This is a genomic window from Methyloprofundus sedimenti (genome assembly GCF_002072955.1).
In the GTDB taxonomy this organism is placed as follows: Bacteria; Pseudomonadota; Gammaproteobacteria; order Methylococcales; family Methylomonadaceae; genus Methyloprofundus; species Methyloprofundus sedimenti.
Genome location: NZ_LPUF01000006.1, coordinates 1 through 18,609, shown reverse-complemented (window position 1 = coordinate 18,609; position 18,609 = coordinate 1). Strand labels below are relative to the sequence as shown.

Genomic DNA, 18,609 nt, shown 5'->3' with positions numbered 1-18,609 from the left:
TATAGCAACCAAGGACCCTATTCCTTAGCGACTAAATCCCTGCTTTTAATAGCTTCTTCTGTTAACTCCCAATCGGAAAAAGGGAAAGGTACTGTGTCAGTATTAAAGGTCATAAACAACATAATATGATACAAATACGCTGCTAATTTTTGACCGAAGCCTAAAATGTGCTGATTAGTATCTCCAGTAATTAAAGCTGAGGCAATTTGCAATAACACAATAACCCAGATCAAGGTTCGTACAACACCCGCTATAACTGCAAAAACAAGAATGAAACCTATACGTTTCCAGGTGCTAACCTGTTTAAGATTGTCGTGTAACTCTTCTTTCATTATCTATTAACCTCTATTCATTACGTCGCGTAAATCAAGTGCCGCGGCGCTTGCACGCGATACATAACTTGCCATTGCCAATGAATAATTAGCAGAAATACCGTAGCCATCACCATTCAAAATAACTGGACTGGTAATCGGTGCCAAGGCATTTTCCATTTCATGTATCATAATTTCTACAGTATCCATTGCGCGTTTATCTTCCAAAATCAATCTAAAATCATATTTAATGGCTTTTAATATATGTAGCAATGCCCAGCAAGAACCTCGTGCCTGCCAAAATTCATCATCCAGCTTCAACCAGCTGGTCTGTGAAATCGCGGCTGATTTTTCTTGTTTAATATCATATGCTTCATAGCGATCAGTACTGGCACTCAGACGAGTTGAAATACCGCCCAGACGCTTGATAATAATCTCTACATATTGCCATAAGTTATCTGCCCTGGAATAAAAGTGCCCCGGGTTTTTATGTTCCGGTTCTGCTAAACGATTCATATAGGCATGCAGTGCCGCAATCCCTTTTTCATATTCCGCTTCGGTAGAAGGTAGAGCCCATGAATTACGTTCATAATAAAAATACGGCTCGGCTCTGGCCAAATCAGGGTCTTCCGCTGATTGTGATTGTGCCCGCGCCAGATGATTTCTTAATGCAGAAGCCCCGTCACGCAACATAATCAATGCACCATATTCCCAACTCGGAATATTATCGAGCAGAATGCCTGGCACACCAACATCATTGGTAAGATAGCCCCCTGGCTTATAGAGTAATGTTTCGGCAATATGCACTAAGGTATTTGCAAACACATAACCATTAGGCATATGATCAAGCCCCTCTGCCTCCTGGCGCCCCTTTGCTTCAGCCATGACATCGAAAGTTTTAGGCTCAATACTCCAGTAACCAGACAGTACGATAATAACAATGACCGAAATTGCACCAAGAACACCGAGAAACCATGTGAATCCCTTCGTCTCTGCTTCATGCGAAAAATCGCTGGCTGCCATTTTATAATCCTATTCTATTTAGTAATGATGTCTGCAAACTCAACAAGAAAAACCATCTATCACGTCAGTACAAACTAATAAATACTATATTAACATTATTTATCTGTAATAGGCATAGATAAATCCCCTGAGAAAATGCTCAAATTCATTTGCTGGATTTTTTAGCACGCGGATGTGAGCGATCATACACTTCGGCTAGATGTTGAAAATCCAGATGTGTATAAATTTGTGTGGTACTAATATTTTCATGTCCCAGCAATTCTTGCACTGCTCTTAAATCCTGACTGGTTTCCAGCAAATGTGTAGCAAAAGAATGACGTAACATATGCGGATGGACTGATTCGGGAATGCCTTTTTTAATACACCATTGCTTTAAACGCAACTGTATACTGCGATTTCCTAGACGTTTCCCTTGCGTACTTGTGAACAATGCACGTTCATTTTCATTTACCGCCGGCCGTGCTTTAAGCCATTTCTGTAACGCCTGTATTGCCTTGCTTCCAACGGGTAACAACCGCGTTTTCCCGCCTTTACCCTTCACCACCGTTAATTGCTTATCATAAACATCTATATCCGCCAGATTTAATGAACTCAGTTCATTCAATCGCAGTCCAGATGAGTAAAATAACTCAAACATTGCCACATCACGCAGTTCTAGCACAGAATTCGTACCAGCATCCAATAACGCACTTACTTGATCTACATCAAGAGTTTTAGGAAGTTTCCTTGCTTGTTTTGGTGCTTTTACATGTTGCGCCGGATTATTGTCTGCCTGACCGGTTTTCATCAAAAATAAATAAAAACTTCTTATCGCAGAAAGTTCACGCTGCAGGCTTTTACTGCATAAACCCGCACGATGTCGCTCAGCTATATGCTTAAGAATATCTGCAGAACTCAACGCCACCCAGTCCGATATCATATGCTTGTCACAAAAACTGCTCAAGCGCTTTAAATCCCTCTGATAGTTATTCACTGTATGCTCAGAAACACGCCTTGCGAATTTTATCTGCTGTAAAAAGTCAGCGACTTGTTGCCTGGCTTGCTCTAGCATCATACTGTCGCGTTCTTTAACAACGCTGCGAAACGCGTTCCAATAATCTCACTTATTTGCGTTAGAAATAAATGCCCCATACTGTAATGGAAGCGGTCTTCTTCACGGCTGCCGATTGCAACCAAACCTTCAATTTCAGTATACGCCATAGGAATAATAACGCATGACTTTACTTCGAGTGCATTTTCACCAAACAAAAATCTGGACTGTGCCAAAGTGGGTCGACCGCAGTTAGCCTGATTACTATTTAATTCAGTAATAAAATGTGTTAGCTCTGCACTTTCAGGATCGACAAATAAATCCGCCAATGCATTATTACTCTGGTCAGCGCTAATAATCCTGACGGCAAAAAAATCAGTTAAAAAGCATTCAGCCATAACCACATTCAAATTTTCAATCGCTGTTTCCAGCGTATCCGCTTCTAGCACGGCCAAAATTAGTTCGTGCATTTTATTAGCAGAATTATCGTTTTCTCTGGCGATTTCAATCAGTCCATTTAGCTGGGTTTCCATTTCATAATGTCGGATACGAAATAATTCTAATTGCTTAGAAATCAATGACACAGCGTCACCACTCGGGTGCGGAATACTGATATGCTCTAATAACTCTAAATGTTCATGAAAAAAGTCTGGATGCTGTTTCAAATAAGCCTCCACTTCCATTGAACTCAATTCACTCATAACTCGATACTTCCTTCAAAAACACTGACTGCCGGTCCAGTCATAAAAACAGGGTTACCGCGACCTTGCCAACTGATTTTAAGCTGCCCTCCCGGTAGCTCAACCAGCACATCATTCGCTAATAGCTGTTGTTCTATACCAATAACAACTGCGGCGCAGGCCCCACTACCACAGGCCAAAGTTTCTCCTGCCCCTCGCTCAAAAACACGCAATTTTATCTTATTTCGATCGATTACCTGCATAAAGCCGATATTCACTCTCTCGGGAAAAAAAGCATGACTTTCCAGCGCTTCACCGACTTCGTCTACAACAGCTAGCTCCACATCAGCCACTTGCAATACTGCATGTGGATTACCTAAAGACACTGCTCCAAAGGCTTTTTCTACATTATTAAGCATCACAGTATACAACTTTTCTTCCTGCTCTGTTTTAAGCGGAATTAGCGTGGGCTCATGCAGTGGTATCCCCATATTGACCGTGATTAACCCATCATTATCAAAAGTCAATAACAACTGCCCCGCATGAGTATCTACTAGAATAGTATCTTTATAGGATAATTTTTTGTCTCTGATAAAGCGTGCGAAACAACGCGCACCATTTCCACATTGTGCTACTTCACTCCCATCTGCATTGAAAATACGATAGCGAAAGTCTGCATCAGAATGCAGAGTATTTTCAACTAATAACAACTGATCACAACCCACACCGAAATGCCGATTAGCAACAAACCGAATCTGTTCAGGCGTTAGAGAAATCTGCTGTCGAATAGCATCAACCACGACAAAGTCATTTCCCAGACCATGCATTTTTGTAAATTCAATTATCATCCAACTATTTCCATAAATCTCAACGTTGTAAAACGAAGGTACAGGTGTATCCCCTGCGCTCTACAATAAATGCTCACCAGCCCATAATTGTGCGACACTTTCACGCTCTCTTATTAAGTGCATGCGATCACCATCAACCATAATCTCAGCGATTCTAGGTCTAGAATTATAGTTTGAACTCATGGTAAAACCATAGGCTCCCGAAGATCGAATTGCCAATAAATCACCCTGACTTAGAGCCAAACGTCGATCTTTACCCAGAAAATCGCCGGTTTCACATACGGGGCCTACTACATCCCACTCATTCTCTGGCTCCTTGCTCCCCAACTGCACTGGAATAATTGCTTGCCATGAGCCGTATAATGATGGGCGCACTAAATCATTCATCGCGGCATCGACAATGGCAAAATTCTTATATTCGGTAGGTTTTAAATATTCGACTTTAGTGACTAAAATACCGGCATTTCCTGAAATAGCCCGCCCCGGCTCCAGTAAAATCTCTAAATTATTATCGCCAAGCCCTTTTAAAAGAGCAGCAACATATTCAGCAGGCTCAGGAGGAGTTTCATCGTTATAGCAAATACCTAAACCACCGCCCAAATCTAAGTGATGCAATACAATTCCTTCAGCTTTTAAAGCATTAACAATTTTCAATACACGCTCCAAAGCATCCAGGAAAGGCCGTGTTTCAATTAATTGTGAACCTATATGACAATCAATGCCGACAATTTCAATATGCGGCATTGCAGCTGCGCGTCGATATTCATCCAGCGCTCCTTCTATGTCAATACCAAATTTATTTTCTTTTAAACCAGTTGAAATATAAGGATGTGTTTTCGCATCCACATCCGGATTTACCCGAAAAGAAACAGGAGCTATCACGCCTAACTCGCCAGCTATCTGGTTAATTCTATCCAGTTCACCTTGTACCTCAATATTAAAACAACGAATACCAACCTTTAACGCTGCTCTAATTTCGTCTTCACGCTTACCCACACCTGAAAAAACCACTTTTTTCGGATCACTTTGTGCAGCTAGCACCCGCTCCAGCTCACCCAATGAAACAATATCAAAACCAGAACCCAAGAGCGCCAAGGTATTTAAGATGGCAATATTGGAATTGGCTTTAACCGCATAACAAATCAAATGTGCTTGTTTACCAAAGGCTGAATCAAAGGCATGCCAATGACGTTCTAAAGTTGCTTTGGAATAAATATAGCATGGTGACCCGTATTCGGTGATGATGTCCTCGACAGCAACATCTTCAGCAAAGAGCCTTTGTTCACGATAATTAAAATAATCCATCAATGGGTTCCTGCTTCTTGCTTGTCGCTTTCTATTGGAGGCGGACTTTGTATCACTTCATCTTCTACCGGCATAAATAAAGGCCCTTGCTGGCCACATGCGTTTAATATAACGCTAAATAATATAAAAATTAATAATCGTCTGTTTTTCATGACATCAAGCATAAATAATTGAAGGTAACCAGGTTGCCAGCTCAGGAAAGTAGGCCAATATTCCGAGCAACAATAATTGTATGATAATAAAAGGTATAACACCTTTATAAATTTGTCCGGTTGTCACTGCGGCAGGGGCAACACCGCGTAAGTAAAAAAGTGCAAAACCAAAAGGCGGCGTTAGAAACGAGGTTTGTAAATTTAATGCAATCATAATGCCTAGCCATACAGGGTCAATACCCATCGCTAATAAAACCGGGCCAACAATAGGTACAATAACAAAAGTGATCTCAATAAAGTCCAACACAAAGCCGAGTAAAAACATCACCAGCATGACCATAAACAGAGCACCAAATTTCCCGCCCGGTAAATCAGACAGTAGTTCGACAATCAGCTCATCACCTTCAAAGCCTCTAAACACTAAAGAAAAGAGCGCAGCACCAATCAGGATCATAAATACCATGCTGGTGATTTGAGTTGTGTTGTGCATTACTTCTTGCAAAATGTCTTTACTTAACTGCTTGTTGATAAATGCCAAGAATAGAGCGCCCATAGCCCCTACCGAAGCGGCTTCGGTTGGAGTTGCCAGGCCTCCAATGATTGACCCTAATACGGCTAATATCAACATCAAGGGGGGTAATAAGCTTCTACAAACACGCAAATAAAAGCCTGATTGATGGCGCTCCGTTATTTTCGGCTTTGGCATACTGGCAGGGCATATCCACGCTGTTAGCGTAATATAAATCAGATACAATATTACCAGTAACAAGCCTGGTAATATGGCCCCGGCAAATAAATCCCCCACAGAAATTGTTTCAGGCGCGAAAACTCCCATTTCTAATTGTGCCTGCTGATAGGCTGAAGACATAACATCGCCTAGTAATACCAGAACAATTGAAGGAGGAATAATTTGCCCCAATGTGCCTGAGGCACAGATAATACCGCAGGAAATCGTAGGGTGATAACCGCTCTTTAGCATGGTCGGTAAGGACAATAGACCCATAGTCACAACAGTAGCACCGACAATACCTGTACTGGCCGCCATTAGCATGCCCACAATTGTTACTGCCAAACCCAGTCCACCATGTAAGGAACCAAATAATTCCGACATTGCCTCCAGTAAAGATTCAGCAATCTTTGCCCGTTCCAGCATCACCCCCATAAAGACAAATAAGGGCACGGCAATCAACGTTTCATTATTTATAATACCAAACAAACGATTGGGCAAAGCCGTTAAAAAATCTGCATCAAAAGTATCCAGCTGCAGGCCTAATAAGGCAAACATCAATGCCGTCCCACTGAGCACGAAAGCAACCGGATAACCTGACAATAAAACCACAAAGACCGCAAGGAACATCCATAGAGCCATATAACTATCCATGCTTTATTCCCGGTGCAAATAAGTAGACTATCTTGCTCATAAATATTGACAAGCCCTGTAAGATCAACAAGCCAGACATCAATAACAAACAGGATTTAAGTAAATAGATAATAGGCAAGCCTCCTGAGTTACGTGAACTCTCTAATATATCCCAGGAATCCATTACATAACCCCAGCTGCTCCAGAGAATAAATCCAGCCACAGGCAACAATAAAAACAGCGTGCCCAATAAATCAATCCATGCTTTGACTTTTGGCGTACAACGCTGATAGACAATATCAACCCGTACATGTCTATCATGTTTTAGTGTATACGCAGCTCCCAGCATAAATACCAGTCCATGCAGATAAATAATAGACTCCTGCATCGGTACCCAGCTAAGATCAAATAGATAACGCAGCAACACAATACAAAATGTCACTAAAACCAGGACCAAGGTCAACCAGGACACAAAACGACCAACATACTCGTTTAAAGAGTCAATCGAATGCGTACTACGCCGAAAAAAAGAAAAAAGTAAGGACATAAATACTTCTGGAAACTGATAAATAAATGTTAGCCAGTTATTATACTTCGCGCGGTCACAGATGCGGAATTTTATAGCGAATTGATTTTAGTCAAGAGCAAGGCGCTGAAACAGGCGCATAGCAAGCTACGTAACTGTTTCAGCAACGCGGCTATCGGCTAAAATCGGCTACTAGAAAACCGCATATGTGACCGCACGAAGTATTTACTGCATAACAATGAAAACGGACTTCAGCCCGCAACTCTAAATGCATCATAATCAGAATTAATCTGAAGCAAGTAAACTCCGCTCAACCAGAATTCTGTTGCAAAAAGGGTTTCTGAGGGAATATTACGAATATAGAATACACGGTTTGTACAAACCCTATTCAACCTTTTCCAGGTATGATTTTAACAAGCGCATTTTCTATCAGAAAGCACATGAAGTATAATCACACACGAGCACTAATATGTATCTCAGGAAAACAACAATAATTTCAGGAAACTACTAATGAAAAAATTTTATAACACCATCGAAAACCTGTTTAACGAAAGTATAAAAGGTGTTGCGAAAGCACATCAAGACATTTTAAAGCTAAATCCTGACCCTTGCTACATCACTCGCGTAGCCCCTACTCCTAAAAATAAAGTAGTTGTTATTTCAGGCGGCGGCGCAGGACATGAGCCACTACATGCAGGCTTTGTTGGCAAAGGCATGCTGGATGCTGCTTGTCCAGGACAAACCTTTACCTCACCAACCCCTGACCAAATGATGGCTGCAGCTGAAGCAGTGGGCACCGAAGCGGGTGTGATATATATAGTAAAAAACTATGCGGGCGATATCATGAACTTCGAAATCGGCGCTGAAATGACCGACTTCCCTTCTGAATCAGTGATTGTTGCAGATGACGTATCTTTACCTAAAGATCACAGTACTGGTCGCCGCGGTGTTGCTGGAACATTAATTGTTGAAAAAATGGTTGGTGCGGCAGCTGAAAATGGCGCAGATCTGGCTACATGTAAAGCAATCGGTGACCGTGTTGCTAATAGTACTGCATCCATGGGTGTTGCATTAACAAGTTGCACTATTCCTGCGTTAGGAGAACCTACCTTTACACTTGCAGAAGATGAAATGGAAATGGGTGTCGGTATTCACGGTGAACGCGGCATTAAAACCATGAAACTGGGTACAGCTACTGAAATTGTTGCAATTATTGCCAAAGCGATTGACGATGATTTAAAGCCACAAAAAGGACAAAGAATCCTGCTACATGTTAATGGCCTGGGTGCTACTCCGCCAATGGAACAGTACTTAATCTTTGATTTAGCATGTCAATACTGGGAAGAACGTGGCGTTATTATTGAGCGTTCTTTGGTCGGTGAGTACACTACTGCCTTAGATATGGCAGGTGTTTCTATTACGGTTACTTTGTTAGATGATGAATTAATCGGATTATGGGATGCGCCTGTGCATACAGCTAATTTACGCTGGGGTTGCTAGGTTTTACCCATCCCCTTCTAGCGTCTGAAAAAAAATCAGCAGACGATAGACTATTTTAGCCTGAACACTACCACGGTTTTTAATCAGCATTCTTGCCAACACAAAGCCGTGGTGCTGGCAAAGCCAAAAAAAACACATTCCTAATTTAACCAGAAATAACAAACCTCAGCTTTGTTCATTAACAAGACAGTATTGTATATTTCAATCCCTACAAAGTAAAAAGGTGGGCAATGCCCACCTTACACAACAATCCTGTAACTGATTTTTAATGCACGTTACTGTACCGGTTACACATCCACCAGCAATAAAAAATCATTCTTGTTAAATGCAACAGATAAAGTTGTCATACTCTATAACTAAGGAACAGCCTATAATTTCGCTTCTATTGTTTCTGCAATTGCACAAATCATTAACTGCGTACTTCTTGCACCAGCATCAATATGACCCACACTGCGCTCACCCAGGAATGAAGAACGACCTCGTGTTGCATGCATGACTTTTGTTGACTCCATGCCTTTAATAGCCGTTTCTTTAAGTCCTGCCAATAAAGCAGGAAGCTCGGTTTTACCACAGTTTTCAGTTAGATAGTTAGCTACCGGAATTAATGTATCTAACATTGTTTTTTCACCAGCATCTGATTTTCCGCGGGCTTTCATTGCTTCTACTGCAGCATTAAAGGCTTGAGCAAAAACCACAGGATCAACTGTTTTTCCTGCCGCATCTTTTCCCATGGCAACAAAAAAAGTACCTATTAAAGAACCTGAAGCACCACCGATTTTGCTCATGCAGGTCATGCCCATTTTTTTCCATGCATCAGCCCAATCTAACTGGCTTATTTCTTCACTTTGCTCGACTAGAAAACCAAGTCCACGACGGATATTAATTACATGATCACCATCACCAAGGGTTTTATCCAGCTCAGTTACCTCTGCATCGTGCTCTGCCATAGTATCACTCGCGGCTTTAATTAGTTCAGCCAACATATCTGAAGTTACTTGCATTATCTTTTTTCCTCTCAATTAAAATAGCCATCCCCAGTAATATTTCTGGAGACTTGCGTTATAAAATATTATCTAAAACAACTTGTTTTGTAAATAGTACACTTTTTGTTCAGCTATTTTGAATACTATTGATTCAAAATTTCAGACATTTTTTTACCAGCGACCCACTGACAAACTGAGCAAAATCTTCGGGGTTTTCATAATCTTGTTTTCGCACAAACTCAACCAGGCCTTGAATCAGATTTCTGGTTTCCGCAATTTCCACATGAGACCTGCCGCAACCTTCACAATGCGACCCAGATTCTGTACAAAAATCACTACCTTTACATGGATTAAATTTCATTTCACACCCACCGCTCGATATTCACTTTTAACAACATGAATACTATACTCTATTTTACTGTCAGATACATCCAATACTGACTTAATAATGTAAGGCTCTGAATAGCAAAAAAAGCTCCCTACGAACATATAATAGTAACAACTAATGAAGAAAGCTTTGCACCTTGCGACCTGATTATTTATGGTGACCTCGGTGACTTGTCTCTCCGCAAATTAATTATTTCACTATACCGTTAAGAAAATGGCTGCTGTCTTGAGCCTGATACGCGTCTTATTGCATTCAATCAACCGTAAAACTGCTCGAAACTAGAGCCTTCACACCCTGGTACTGACTCTCATAACTCGGCAGAGAAATGTTTTAGAGGGAATTCTATAACAATATGTGGTCATTATTGGCCATTTCAATAAGATTTGACGTCGTTTTGGAATACCTTATATTTTACCTTCACTCCCTATCGCTCAAATTCTGACAAAAAATCCGGTTACATGTCCACGGGGGACTTGGGAACACAAGCTCATTCGTACAGCTGTCTCGTTTCCCGAGCACCTTCAGGGTGATAAATGATTAAAGAATAACGTCTTTGGATAAGCGCCTGCGTTCATTATAAAATTGAAAAAACTAAGAGGCTGTGTAAAAATGAAATATTAGAAATTAATAATTTATCATAACATTGCCTCATTTATCCGACTTCCCCAAACCGCATCTGTTAGACCGCTTGGTAAGCTATTCTCTGCAAGGCGGATTGCCAATGTTTGTGTTTATTCTATCCATATCGCTGGGTGTGCTGGCTTTGATTTATACTCCCCGGGAAGAAGAACCGCAAATCGTCGTGCCAATGGCAAATGTTTTGGTTACAGCACCTGGTTTAACGGCCCGACAGATTGAAAAACAAGTCACCCAACCTCTTGAAAAACTGCTAACCCAGATTGCCGGTATCGAAAATGTCTATTCTCGAACCATTAACGGACGAACGATTGTTACTTTACGTTTTTTCGTCGGAGAAGACCGCGAAGATTCACTCTTGAACGTCTACAGTAAATTATATTCCAATCAGGATAAAATTCCTGCGGTAGTGACTAACTGGCTAGTCAAACCGGTAGAAGTTGATGACGTACCTATTTTAGTCGCTGGTTTATGGAGTGATAACCCCGATCTGTATGGTGATTATGAACTGCGACGGTTTGCCGATGAGCTCACAGTTGAGCTACAGCAGATTACTGATACTAATCAGATCAACGTTACTGGCGGTCGGCAGCGAACACTGCAAGTTTTACTAAACCCGCAAAGCATGATGGCACGACAAACGACCGCGTTGGATGTTGCTTTGGCAATTCAAGCCGCCAACCAGTTAATTAATGCCGGCATAGTCACTGTAAACAATACGGCTATTCAACTTGAAGCGGGTGATTTTATTACCAGCGTCGAGCAATTGCGAAAACTGGTTGTTAATCGTGTCAATGGTATTCCAGTTTATTTAACTGATATCGCCAAAATCAAAGATGGCCCGGCTGAAACAGACCATTACAACTGGCTCAGCTTTGCTACCGCGCATCCCTTGGCTGATGAATTTTCTGCTGATTATCCACTGGTGACCCTGGCAATCGGAAAAAAGCGTGGTGCCAATGCGGTTACGGTAGCGGAAAATGTGCATCAGAAATTGCAAAAACTATCTCAACAATTATTGCCACCCGAAGTGCATATTGAGATCCTGCGCGATTACGGGCAAACAGCAGACGACAAAGTTAATAATCTGGTCAGCAGTTTGGGTTTTGCGATTTCAACAGTCGTGCTATTCATAGCAATTTTTCTGGGATGGCGGCCGGCTTTAGTCGTCGGTTTAGCGATTCCTATTTGCTATGGCGCGACCCTGATGCTGGACATGGCTTTCGGCTACACCATTAACCGCGTCACATTATTTGCGCTGATTCTGGCTTTGGGTTTATTAGTAGACGATCCGATTACCGGTATCGACAATATCGAACGCTTCATGCGCCAGGGTAACGGTAGTCTCCAAGAGCGAATTGTTGCCGCTATGGCGGAAATTCGTCCAGCACTGCTGATGTCGACGCTGACTATTATTCTGGCATTTATCCCGCTGGCCTTTATTACCGGTATGATGGGGCCTTATATGGCACCCATGGCCTTTAATGTACCGGTGGCGGTTATGTCATCGACTGTCGTTGCATTTATCGTCACGCCCTGGTTGGCCAGCAAGGCGCTCAAACCTACCGCAGAAACGGTTATAGCCAATGCCAAGCCTGGTTTATACGAACGCCTGGTAGCGCCCTGTATCGCCAGCCGAAAAACCGCATGGAGTCTGATTCTATTAATGCTAGGGCTGTTTTTAATAACAGCCATACTACCTGTATTACGGATGGTACCGCTCAAACTGCTACCGTTTGATAATAAAGACGAAATGCAGATTATCATTGATATGCCGGAATATAGCAGTCTGGAACAAACTGCTGCTGTTACCCGACAAGCCACACAATTAGCTGCGCAACTTCCCGAAATAGCCGCTCAAGCGGCTTATGTCGGTGTACCATCGCCCATCGACTTCAATGGTCTGGTACGGCAATATGACTATCGTGTAGCACCTAATATGGCTGACATACGCTTGACACTGGCACCCAAAGCACAGCGAGAGCATCAGTCGCATCCGATTCTAATGCGACTGCGGGCATTGCTAAAGCCATTAAATAACAACGGTATTTCAGTCAAAGTAGTCGAAGTTCCGCCCGGCCCTCCTGTGGTAAGTACTTTAGTTGCTGAACTTTACGGCGACACACTTACAAATTACGCGCAACAAAGACAAGCGGCAGAGATAGTTATGCAGCGCTTGGCGCAAGAACCTTTTGTGGTGGATATCGATTCCAGTTTGGAATCGGCACAAACACGCTGGCGTTTTCAAACCGATAAGGAAAAAGCGGCGCTGTCCGGCATTACCACACAAACACTAGCGCAAACCTTAAGCCTGGCTAATCAAGGCTTTGTCGCAGGTTACTTTAATTTGGAGCGCGAATTGCAGCCTATCCCTATTCAAGTACGCCTGCCTGAATACGCTCGCAGTAGCCAGCAGGCTTTTGGCGAGTTACCACTAAAGGCACAATCGCTATTCGGCTCAACCATGATATCACTGGTCGAATTGGGAGAGTTTGTCGAATCCGAAGCCGATCAAGCCATCTATCACAAGGATCTAAAGCCGGTGGTATATGTGATGGCCGAGTTGGAAGGTCGGACGCCAGCTGAAGTCATCGCCGATGTCAGCGCCGATTTGAATAATTCAACCAATACAGCACCAGACTGGCAGCATCGCACTTTCTTCAATTCTGGCGGTGGCATTCCCTGGAAACTCCCGGACGGTGTAAACATTAGCTGGGGTGGAGAAGGTGAATGGAAAATCACCGTGGAAGTGTTTCGTGATATGGGATTGGCCTTTGCCTTTGCGCTGGTAGGCATTTTTTTCGTTCTTCGCTTACAAACCGGCTCCGCAACTTTATCATTGATTATTATGTCGGCGATTCCATTAACTGTGATTGGGATTATGCCGGGATTCTGGCTACTCAATCAGTTTGGTGAACGGTTTATTAATGGTAGTCCTAACCCTGTGTTATTTACCGCTACCGCCATGATCGGCATGATCGCCTTAGCGGGAATTGTGGTCAGAAATTCATTGATTCTGGTGGAGTTTATCACCCAGGCCAGAAATGAAGGCCTGGCCTTACGCGATGCCCTACTAAAAGCAGGAACAATCCGCATGAGACCAGTCTTGCTGACTGCCGGCACAACCCTGTTAGGCAATATAGTCATAGCCCTCGACCCAGTGTTTAGCGGTTTGGCTATTGCTATTATTTTCGGCATTATAGGTTCAACACTGTTTACTTTGTTCGTGATCCCGACGGTTTACTATTTAATTTATACAGACACGGAGCAATGATCTTGTCCAACTCATTTAAAACTCTCATGGCATCGATTGTTACCCTCCTGGTTTTATTATTGATGATCCTGTGGATGGCGGGCGCATTCGAAGAAAAAATTGCATCCGGTATCAATCCAGTCGTCAACCAGTATTCAGGCCCAACATTGACGCTGATTCCTGAGCGCATTCCGCTATTTGAAGAAGTAACCGCGTCCGTGCAATCAGGACAAACCACCCAGGTGGCTGCGCAAATTCAGGCAAAAATCAAGGCTATTTATGTTAAATCCGGGGATAGTATAAAAGCAGGACAATTACTGGTTTCTCTTGATGATCAGAATCTTAAAGCACGCCGTGCTCAGGCTGCGCAAAACCTGAATGTGATCAATGCTCGCTTGCAGCAGGCTAAATCTCATTTCACAAGAACTCAAAATCTTTATGCCAAAGAAAGTGCAACACTGGTGGATCTTGAAGCCGCAAAAGCTGACTATGAAAGCTTAAAATCGCAACTTTTGTCCGCTCGTCAGGCACTTAATGAAACACAATATGTGCTGGATTACAGTCAGATAAAAGCAACATTTGCTGCACGAGTGATCGATCGTTATGCCGAACCAGGCGATATCGCCTCACCCGGTAAAACACTGTTATCCATATACGATCCAGCTTCGTTACGTTTCGAAGCGCATGTGCGTGAATCAGTCGCCATCGCCTTGAAACCGGGACAAGTATTGGAAGCGCGCATAGACACATTGGATAAAACCCTGCCTGTCACAATTGCTGAGATTGTTCCGGCAGCCGATCCCGGCACACGCAGCCTGTTGATCAAAACACATGACGAACAACAAACCGGCTTATTTCCAGGTATGTTTGCCAGACTCCGTATTCCTCAAGGGGATGAACAAGTCTTATTAATTCCTGAGGGCTATCTGCATCAGGTAGGGCAACTGGATGTGGTTTGGGTACTGGAAGGCGGACAGCCAGTTCGTCGATTTGTTCGCATAGGCCAGGGTTACCCTGACGGCCGTATCAAGATCATTGCGGGCTTAAAGGCAGGAGAACAAATAATACTGCCTAAACAGGCGTTATCAGCCAATTGAGAAATTTAAATTAGATATTGTAAAATTTTATTTATCCCTAGCGTTTCACCGATTTCAGTACAGGCAGTATTTTTCCTGAACCATACTCAATAAGAGAAATAATGACTTAAATTTATTTTGGCTCTTTTGCATTTTAAATAGGTAAGCAATTTTTTAGAAAAATCTAATTTTCCAGTTAATAAAGAAGCATCTTTGGATCCTGATTTTGATATGGCTTGCCCTAAATATTACAACTCCCCTGTTATTTCGATGGTAGCCGTTTTACTACGCATAGTGGTTTACCCAATTGAACTGTTAAATATTTATGCAACAGACCGTTCTTTAAGAGTATGTTCAAACACAATGATTGTGGTGTAGATCATGCTTTATTACTTGTGCATTGATATTAAGGCGGTAACACAGTTTTAGAACACTTTAGACTTAAAAAACTACGACAGAGTTGGACTTGAAATTAACCCATACCTGTTCCCCCAGCTTTATTTTTAATTCGTCTAAAGCCTGATAAGTTATCAGTACCTTAAAGATGACACCCGTATCTACATTGACTCGAACAACGCCCATTTCTTCAGCAATCATAATAACCCTCCCCAGAAAGTGATTACGCATGCTCGATTCCAGTGCTGTTGTGGATAACACAATATCTTGAGGGTTAATTGAGGCATGACGCCCTTTGCTAATGGCTTCAGGTAATTGAATGCACAATGAACCGCTATGAAACTGATGCTGCTTTATTTCACCATGAAATACATTAATCAGCGGTGTCATTACTTCCATACCATCAGCGAGAGCTACCACATGATCAGCCAACGCAAAACCTTGCAAGCGATCATGTGTGCTAAAAATCAATGTCTTACCAGTTTTCCGTGTATAACTTTGCAAAAATAATTCCAGGGCTTGCGCACTACTCTGATCCAGATAACTAAACGGCTCATCTAATAATAAAACTTCGGGGGCTAAAACCAGAATACGTGCTAAAGCAACTTTTTGCAGTTCACCACCGGATAATAATTTAGCTTGCTGGTGAATACAATGACTAATATCCAGTTGCTTTAAGACCTTTAATATTTTCTCAGGACGCTGTAATTGATTGTGAATTTTTAAGGCAAAATCAATATTGTCGTAAGCACTTCCTGCAAGCATAAAAGGCTTTTGCGCAAGAAAACCCACGCGCCGTCTATACTGAATTAAATCTCGTTTATTGACACTTTGGTTCCTAAAAAGGATTTCGCCCTGAGAAGGACTTGCTAAAAATGCAAGTATATTGAGTAAAGTACTTTTTCCTGAGCCATTTGCACCAATTAATGCAGTTATTTTTCCTTCTTCTATCTGTAAATTCTCTAGCGACAGTGCTTGCTTATTGGCATAAGCAAAGCATAGTTGATTTAATTGATAAATATTTGTCATATAGGTTCATGCGTAGAAAAAAGGGAAAAACAAATAAAATATTAAGTATGAAATGATTTATCCAGTAAAATCTGCATTAATCAATTATAAATTGAAATAAACCAGTGTTTGAATCTTCTTTAAATTAATACATCTATTATGCTAAAAAATATACTTCTACTTAGTTTTTGTCTCATTATTAATTCTGTCTATGCGCAAGACAGCTTACGCATGTCAACGACTACCAGCACTGAAAACTCAGGCTTGCTGAAAGTAATCAACCCCTTATTTGAAAAACGCTATAACGTGCATCTTGATATCATAGCCGTTGGCACAGGCAAAGCACTTCATTTAGGAGAAAATGGCGATGTCGATGTAGTATTTGTTCATGCGCCTGCGGCTGAACTAAAATTCGTACAAGAAGGTTACGGCATAGATAGAAAAGCCGTGATGCATAATGATTTTGTACTCATTGGGCCTGGATCTAACCCTGCTAATATTGATATCAATCAACCTATTGCCAATGCACTGCAACAGATTTCTCAAGCACAAGTCGATTTTATTTCTCGTGGCGATGACTCCGGCACACATAAAAAAGAGCTGTCTTTATGGCAACAGGCTGAAATAACACCTGCTAAGCCCTGGTACCTTGAAGTTGGACAAGGTATGGGCGCAGTAATTAAAATTGCCGATGAAAAACAGGCTTATACGCTAACTGATCGGGGTACCTATCTTGCATTTAAAGATAAAATAGATTTAGTTATCCTTAATGAAGGTGATAAGGCCCTGTTTAATCCGTATCATATTATCGCGGTAAATCCGGCTAAACATAAGCACGTAAAATATGATCTGGCAAAGAAATACATAGATTTTATCACCGGTACTGAAGGCCAGAAACTGATTGGCGACTATAAAAAACACGGTGAGCAATTATTTTATCCTGATGCTAATTGACTCTAACACAGGGGCTGTATTCAAGATATAAACCTTAACAGCCCCTTTAAACACATATCCAGATCGGGTCAGAGGGAGCCGCAGCTCCCGTCTGCCCACAGAACCGTGCGTACGGGTCCGTACACGGCTCCTCACGCAAGACGTATCCATTGAGAAACTTCAAACCAATGCTCTAACTTTCGGTCGGATCGTATTTCCTGCCCTTTCAGATTTATAAACCAACTGTTCGGATAAGCCCTCGTCACTGCTCGCGCATTGGAGAGTTGCCACCGTTTGTTGTTTGAAAAGACGGCTTTTGATGCTTGTTTTCGTGGTACGCCCCGTTTGACCAGTTTTCGATATAGATGCTGTTTTCTCTTTTGTTGATCGACTATTCGTGATCGTAGTCGTCGCCTGATATGGGCTTCGATTTTATTCAATTGTGAGGGGTAGTAAGTCAAACTGTAGTAATTTGACCAGCCCACATACCATTGATTGATCTCGTCCAGTGATGTATCCAGAGTCTGATGTGTACCTCGCGGTGTCAGTGCTTCGATTTTACTCATGGCTGTTTGCAGGGCTTTATGCGCAATGGCAATTGTCCCCTTAACCACGGTAAAACCTAAAAACTTTACCGCATCGGATTTAGCCACCTGGCTTTTCTCCTGATTCACTTTCAGTTTCAGCTTCTTTTCGATGAATTGGCTGACTTTTTCCATCACTCGATCTGCCGCTTTTTGCGATTTTACGAAGATATTACAGTCGTCCGCGTACCTGCAAAATTCCAGTCCACGTTTTTCCAATTCCTGATCCAGTTCATCCAGAACGATATTGCTCAGCAAGGGACTGAGTGAGCCCCCTTGCATTGCGCCTTCCTTGCTGGGGTTGACGATGCCATTGATCATGACGCCGCTACGCAACATGTTTCCGACTAGGCGAAGTATCCGTTTGTCGGATATTTTCTCGCCCATTCGGGCTATCAGCCTGTCGTGATGGATTCTATCAAAAAACTTGGATAGATCTATATCCACCACGTAGGGCTTGCCACTGTTCACTATCTGTTGTGCCGCTTGTACCGCTTCGTGCTGGCTTCGCCCTGGGCGAAATCCATAGCTGTGCGGTGAAAAATGCGGATCAAAGACCGGTTCCAGCAGTAGCTTTAATATTGTTTGTACCACTCGATCCCGTACCGTCGGTATGC

General features: G+C 42.3%; 17 protein-coding genes. 4 read left to right on the top strand and 13 right to left on the bottom strand.

Features of this window, described 5'->3' with window-relative positions; genetic code table 11:
* Positions 1–17: 17 nt before the first annotated feature.
* From AU255_RS19290 to AU255_RS19255, 9 genes are all read right to left on the bottom strand, one after another.
* The gene (locus AU255_RS19290) at positions 18–332 is read right to left on the bottom strand and encodes a DUF4389 domain-containing protein (RefSeq protein WP_080524517.1); all 315 of its coding nucleotides are present in this window, start codon (positions 330–332) and stop codon (positions 18–20) included.
* A gap of 6 nt (positions 333–338) precedes the next feature.
* A complete protein-coding gene (locus AU255_RS19285; RefSeq protein WP_080524516.1) occupies positions 339–1,334 on the bottom strand; it encodes a DUF2333 family protein in 996 nt (331 codons plus the stop codon).
* A gap of 145 nt (positions 1,335–1,479) precedes the next feature.
* On the bottom strand, positions 1,480–2,385 hold the full coding sequence (gene xerC / locus AU255_RS19280; RefSeq protein WP_080524571.1) for a tyrosine recombinase XerC: 906 nt from the start codon (positions 2,383–2,385) through the stop codon (positions 1,480–1,482).
* Positions 2,385–3,065 carry a DUF484 family protein gene (locus tag AU255_RS19275; protein ID WP_080524515.1) on the bottom strand — a complete coding sequence of 227 codons (681 nt, stop codon included), beginning with the start codon at positions 3,063–3,065 and terminating at the stop codon, positions 2,385–2,387. Before AU255_RS19275 ends, xerC begins: the two co-directional genes overlap by 1 nt.
* Positions 3,062–3,889 carry a diaminopimelate epimerase gene (gene dapF, locus AU255_RS19270; protein ID WP_198942708.1) on the bottom strand — a complete coding sequence of 276 codons (828 nt, stop codon included), beginning with the start codon at positions 3,887–3,889 and terminating at the stop codon, positions 3,062–3,064. The genes AU255_RS19275 and dapF overlap by 4 nt, the downstream gene beginning before the upstream one ends.
* Positions 3,890–3,952: 63 nt before the next feature.
* The gene (gene lysA, locus AU255_RS19265; RefSeq protein ID WP_080524514.1) at positions 3,953–5,197 is read right to left on the bottom strand and encodes a diaminopimelate decarboxylase; all 1,245 of its coding nucleotides are present in this window, start codon (positions 5,195–5,197) and stop codon (positions 3,953–3,955) included.
* The gene (gene lptM, locus AU255_RS20560; RefSeq protein ID WP_198942705.1) at positions 5,197–5,349 is read right to left on the bottom strand and encodes an LPS translocon maturation chaperone LptM; all 153 of its coding nucleotides are present in this window, start codon (positions 5,347–5,349) and stop codon (positions 5,197–5,199) included. The genes lysA and lptM overlap by 1 nt, the downstream gene beginning before the upstream one ends.
* Positions 5,350–5,353: 4 nt before the next feature.
* Positions 5,354–6,730: a TRAP transporter large permease gene (locus AU255_RS19260; RefSeq protein ID WP_080524513.1), complete on the bottom strand. Its 1,377-nt coding sequence runs from the start codon at positions 6,728–6,730 to the stop codon at positions 5,354–5,356.
* Positions 6,723–7,256, bottom strand: coding sequence for a TRAP transporter small permease subunit (locus AU255_RS19255; RefSeq protein WP_080524512.1), 534 nt, complete (start codon positions 7,254–7,256; stop codon positions 6,723–6,725). The genes AU255_RS19260 and AU255_RS19255 overlap by 8 nt, the downstream gene beginning before the upstream one ends.
* 489 nt (positions 7,257–7,745) lie before the next feature.
* Between AU255_RS19255 and AU255_RS19250 the strand changes: the two genes are divergently transcribed.
* Positions 7,746–8,735: a dihydroxyacetone kinase subunit DhaK gene (locus AU255_RS19250; protein ID WP_080524511.1), complete on the top strand. Its 990-nt coding sequence runs from the start codon at positions 7,746–7,748 to the stop codon at positions 8,733–8,735.
* Positions 8,736–9,103: 368 nt separating this feature from the next.
* Here AU255_RS19250 and dhaL read toward each other — a convergent pair whose 3' ends face one another.
* Entirely contained in the window at positions 9,104–9,736 is a 633-nt protein-coding gene (gene dhaL / locus AU255_RS19245; protein ID WP_080524510.1) for a dihydroxyacetone kinase subunit DhaL, read from the bottom strand.
* Between the two features lie 133 nt (positions 9,737–9,869).
* Positions 9,870–10,079: a DUF1289 domain-containing protein gene (locus AU255_RS19240; protein ID WP_080524509.1), complete on the bottom strand. Its 210-nt coding sequence runs from the start codon at positions 10,077–10,079 to the stop codon at positions 9,870–9,872.
* Between the two features lie 748 nt (positions 10,080–10,827).
* On the opposite strand from AU255_RS19240, the gene AU255_RS19235 reads away from it, so the two are divergent.
* Positions 10,828–14,016 (top strand): efflux RND transporter permease subunit, encoded by a 3,189-nt coding sequence (locus AU255_RS19235; protein WP_080524508.1) that lies wholly within the window; start codon positions 10,828–10,830, stop codon positions 14,014–14,016.
* Positions 14,013–15,092 (top strand): efflux RND transporter periplasmic adaptor subunit, encoded by a 1,080-nt coding sequence (locus AU255_RS19230; protein ID WP_233144755.1) that lies wholly within the window; start codon positions 14,013–14,015, stop codon positions 15,090–15,092. Before AU255_RS19235 ends, AU255_RS19230 begins: the two co-directional genes overlap by 4 nt.
* 420 nt (positions 15,093–15,512) lie before the next feature.
* Here AU255_RS19230 and AU255_RS19225 read toward each other — a convergent pair whose 3' ends face one another.
* Complete coding sequence (locus AU255_RS19225; RefSeq protein WP_080524507.1) at positions 15,513–16,496, bottom strand: ABC transporter ATP-binding protein; 984 nt, start codon at positions 16,494–16,496, stop codon at positions 15,513–15,515.
* A 138-nt stretch (positions 16,497–16,634) separates the two neighbouring features.
* Between AU255_RS19225 and AU255_RS19220 the strand changes: the two genes are divergently transcribed.
* Entirely contained in the window at positions 16,635–17,429 is a 795-nt protein-coding gene (locus AU255_RS19220; RefSeq protein ID WP_080524506.1) for a substrate-binding domain-containing protein, read from the top strand.
* A gap of 131 nt (positions 17,430–17,560) precedes the next feature.
* Here the strand turns inward: AU255_RS19220 and ltrA are convergent.
* Positions 17,561–18,609 (bottom strand): group II intron reverse transcriptase/maturase (gene ltrA / locus AU255_RS19215; RefSeq protein WP_143736032.1); only part of this gene is annotated, 1,049 nt, incomplete at its 5' end.

Bases quoted from the DNA above. Each gene is read 5' to 3' on its own strand.
- AU255_RS19290 (WP_080524517.1), bottom strand. From the start codon at position 332: ATGAAAGAAGAGTTACACGACAATCTTAAACAGGTTAGCACCTGGAAA.
- AU255_RS19285 (WP_080524516.1), bottom strand. From the start codon at position 1,334: ATGGCAGCCAGCGATTTTTCGCATGAAGCAGAGACGAAGGGATTCACA.
- xerC (WP_080524571.1), bottom strand. From the start codon at position 2,385: ATGCTAGAGCAAGCCAGGCAACAAGTCGCTGACTTTTTACAGCAGATA.
- AU255_RS19275 (WP_080524515.1), bottom strand. From the start codon at position 3,065: ATGAGTGAATTGAGTTCAATGGAAGTGGAGGCTTATTTGAAACAGCAT.
- lysA (WP_080524514.1), bottom strand. From the start codon at position 5,197: ATGGATTATTTTAATTATCGTGAACAAAGGCTCTTTGCTGAAGATGTT.
- lptM (WP_198942705.1), bottom strand. From the start codon at position 5,349: ATGAAAAACAGACGATTATTAATTTTTATATTATTTAGCGTTATATTA.
- AU255_RS19260 (WP_080524513.1), bottom strand. From the start codon at position 6,730: ATGGATAGTTATATGGCTCTATGGATGTTCCTTGCGGTCTTTGTGGTT.
- AU255_RS19255 (WP_080524512.1), bottom strand. From the start codon at position 7,256: ATGTCCTTACTTTTTTCTTTTTTTCGGCGTAGTACGCATTCGATTGAC.
- AU255_RS19250 (WP_080524511.1), top strand. From the start codon at position 7,746: ATGAAAAAATTTTATAACACCATCGAAAACCTGTTTAACGAAAGTATA.
- dhaL (WP_080524510.1), bottom strand. From the start codon at position 9,736: ATGCAAGTAACTTCAGATATGTTGGCTGAACTAATTAAAGCCGCGAGT.
- AU255_RS19240 (WP_080524509.1), bottom strand. From the start codon at position 10,079: ATGAAATTTAATCCATGTAAAGGTAGTGATTTTTGTACAGAATCTGGG.
- AU255_RS19235 (WP_080524508.1), top strand. From the start codon at position 10,828: ATGTTTGTGTTTATTCTATCCATATCGCTGGGTGTGCTGGCTTTGATT.
- AU255_RS19230 (WP_233144755.1), top strand. From the start codon at position 14,013: ATGATCTTGTCCAACTCATTTAAAACTCTCATGGCATCGATTGTTACC.
- AU255_RS19225 (WP_080524507.1), bottom strand. From the start codon at position 16,496: ATGACAAATATTTATCAATTAAATCAACTATGCTTTGCTTATGCCAAT.
- AU255_RS19220 (WP_080524506.1), top strand. From the start codon at position 16,635: ATGCTAAAAAATATACTTCTACTTAGTTTTTGTCTCATTATTAATTCT.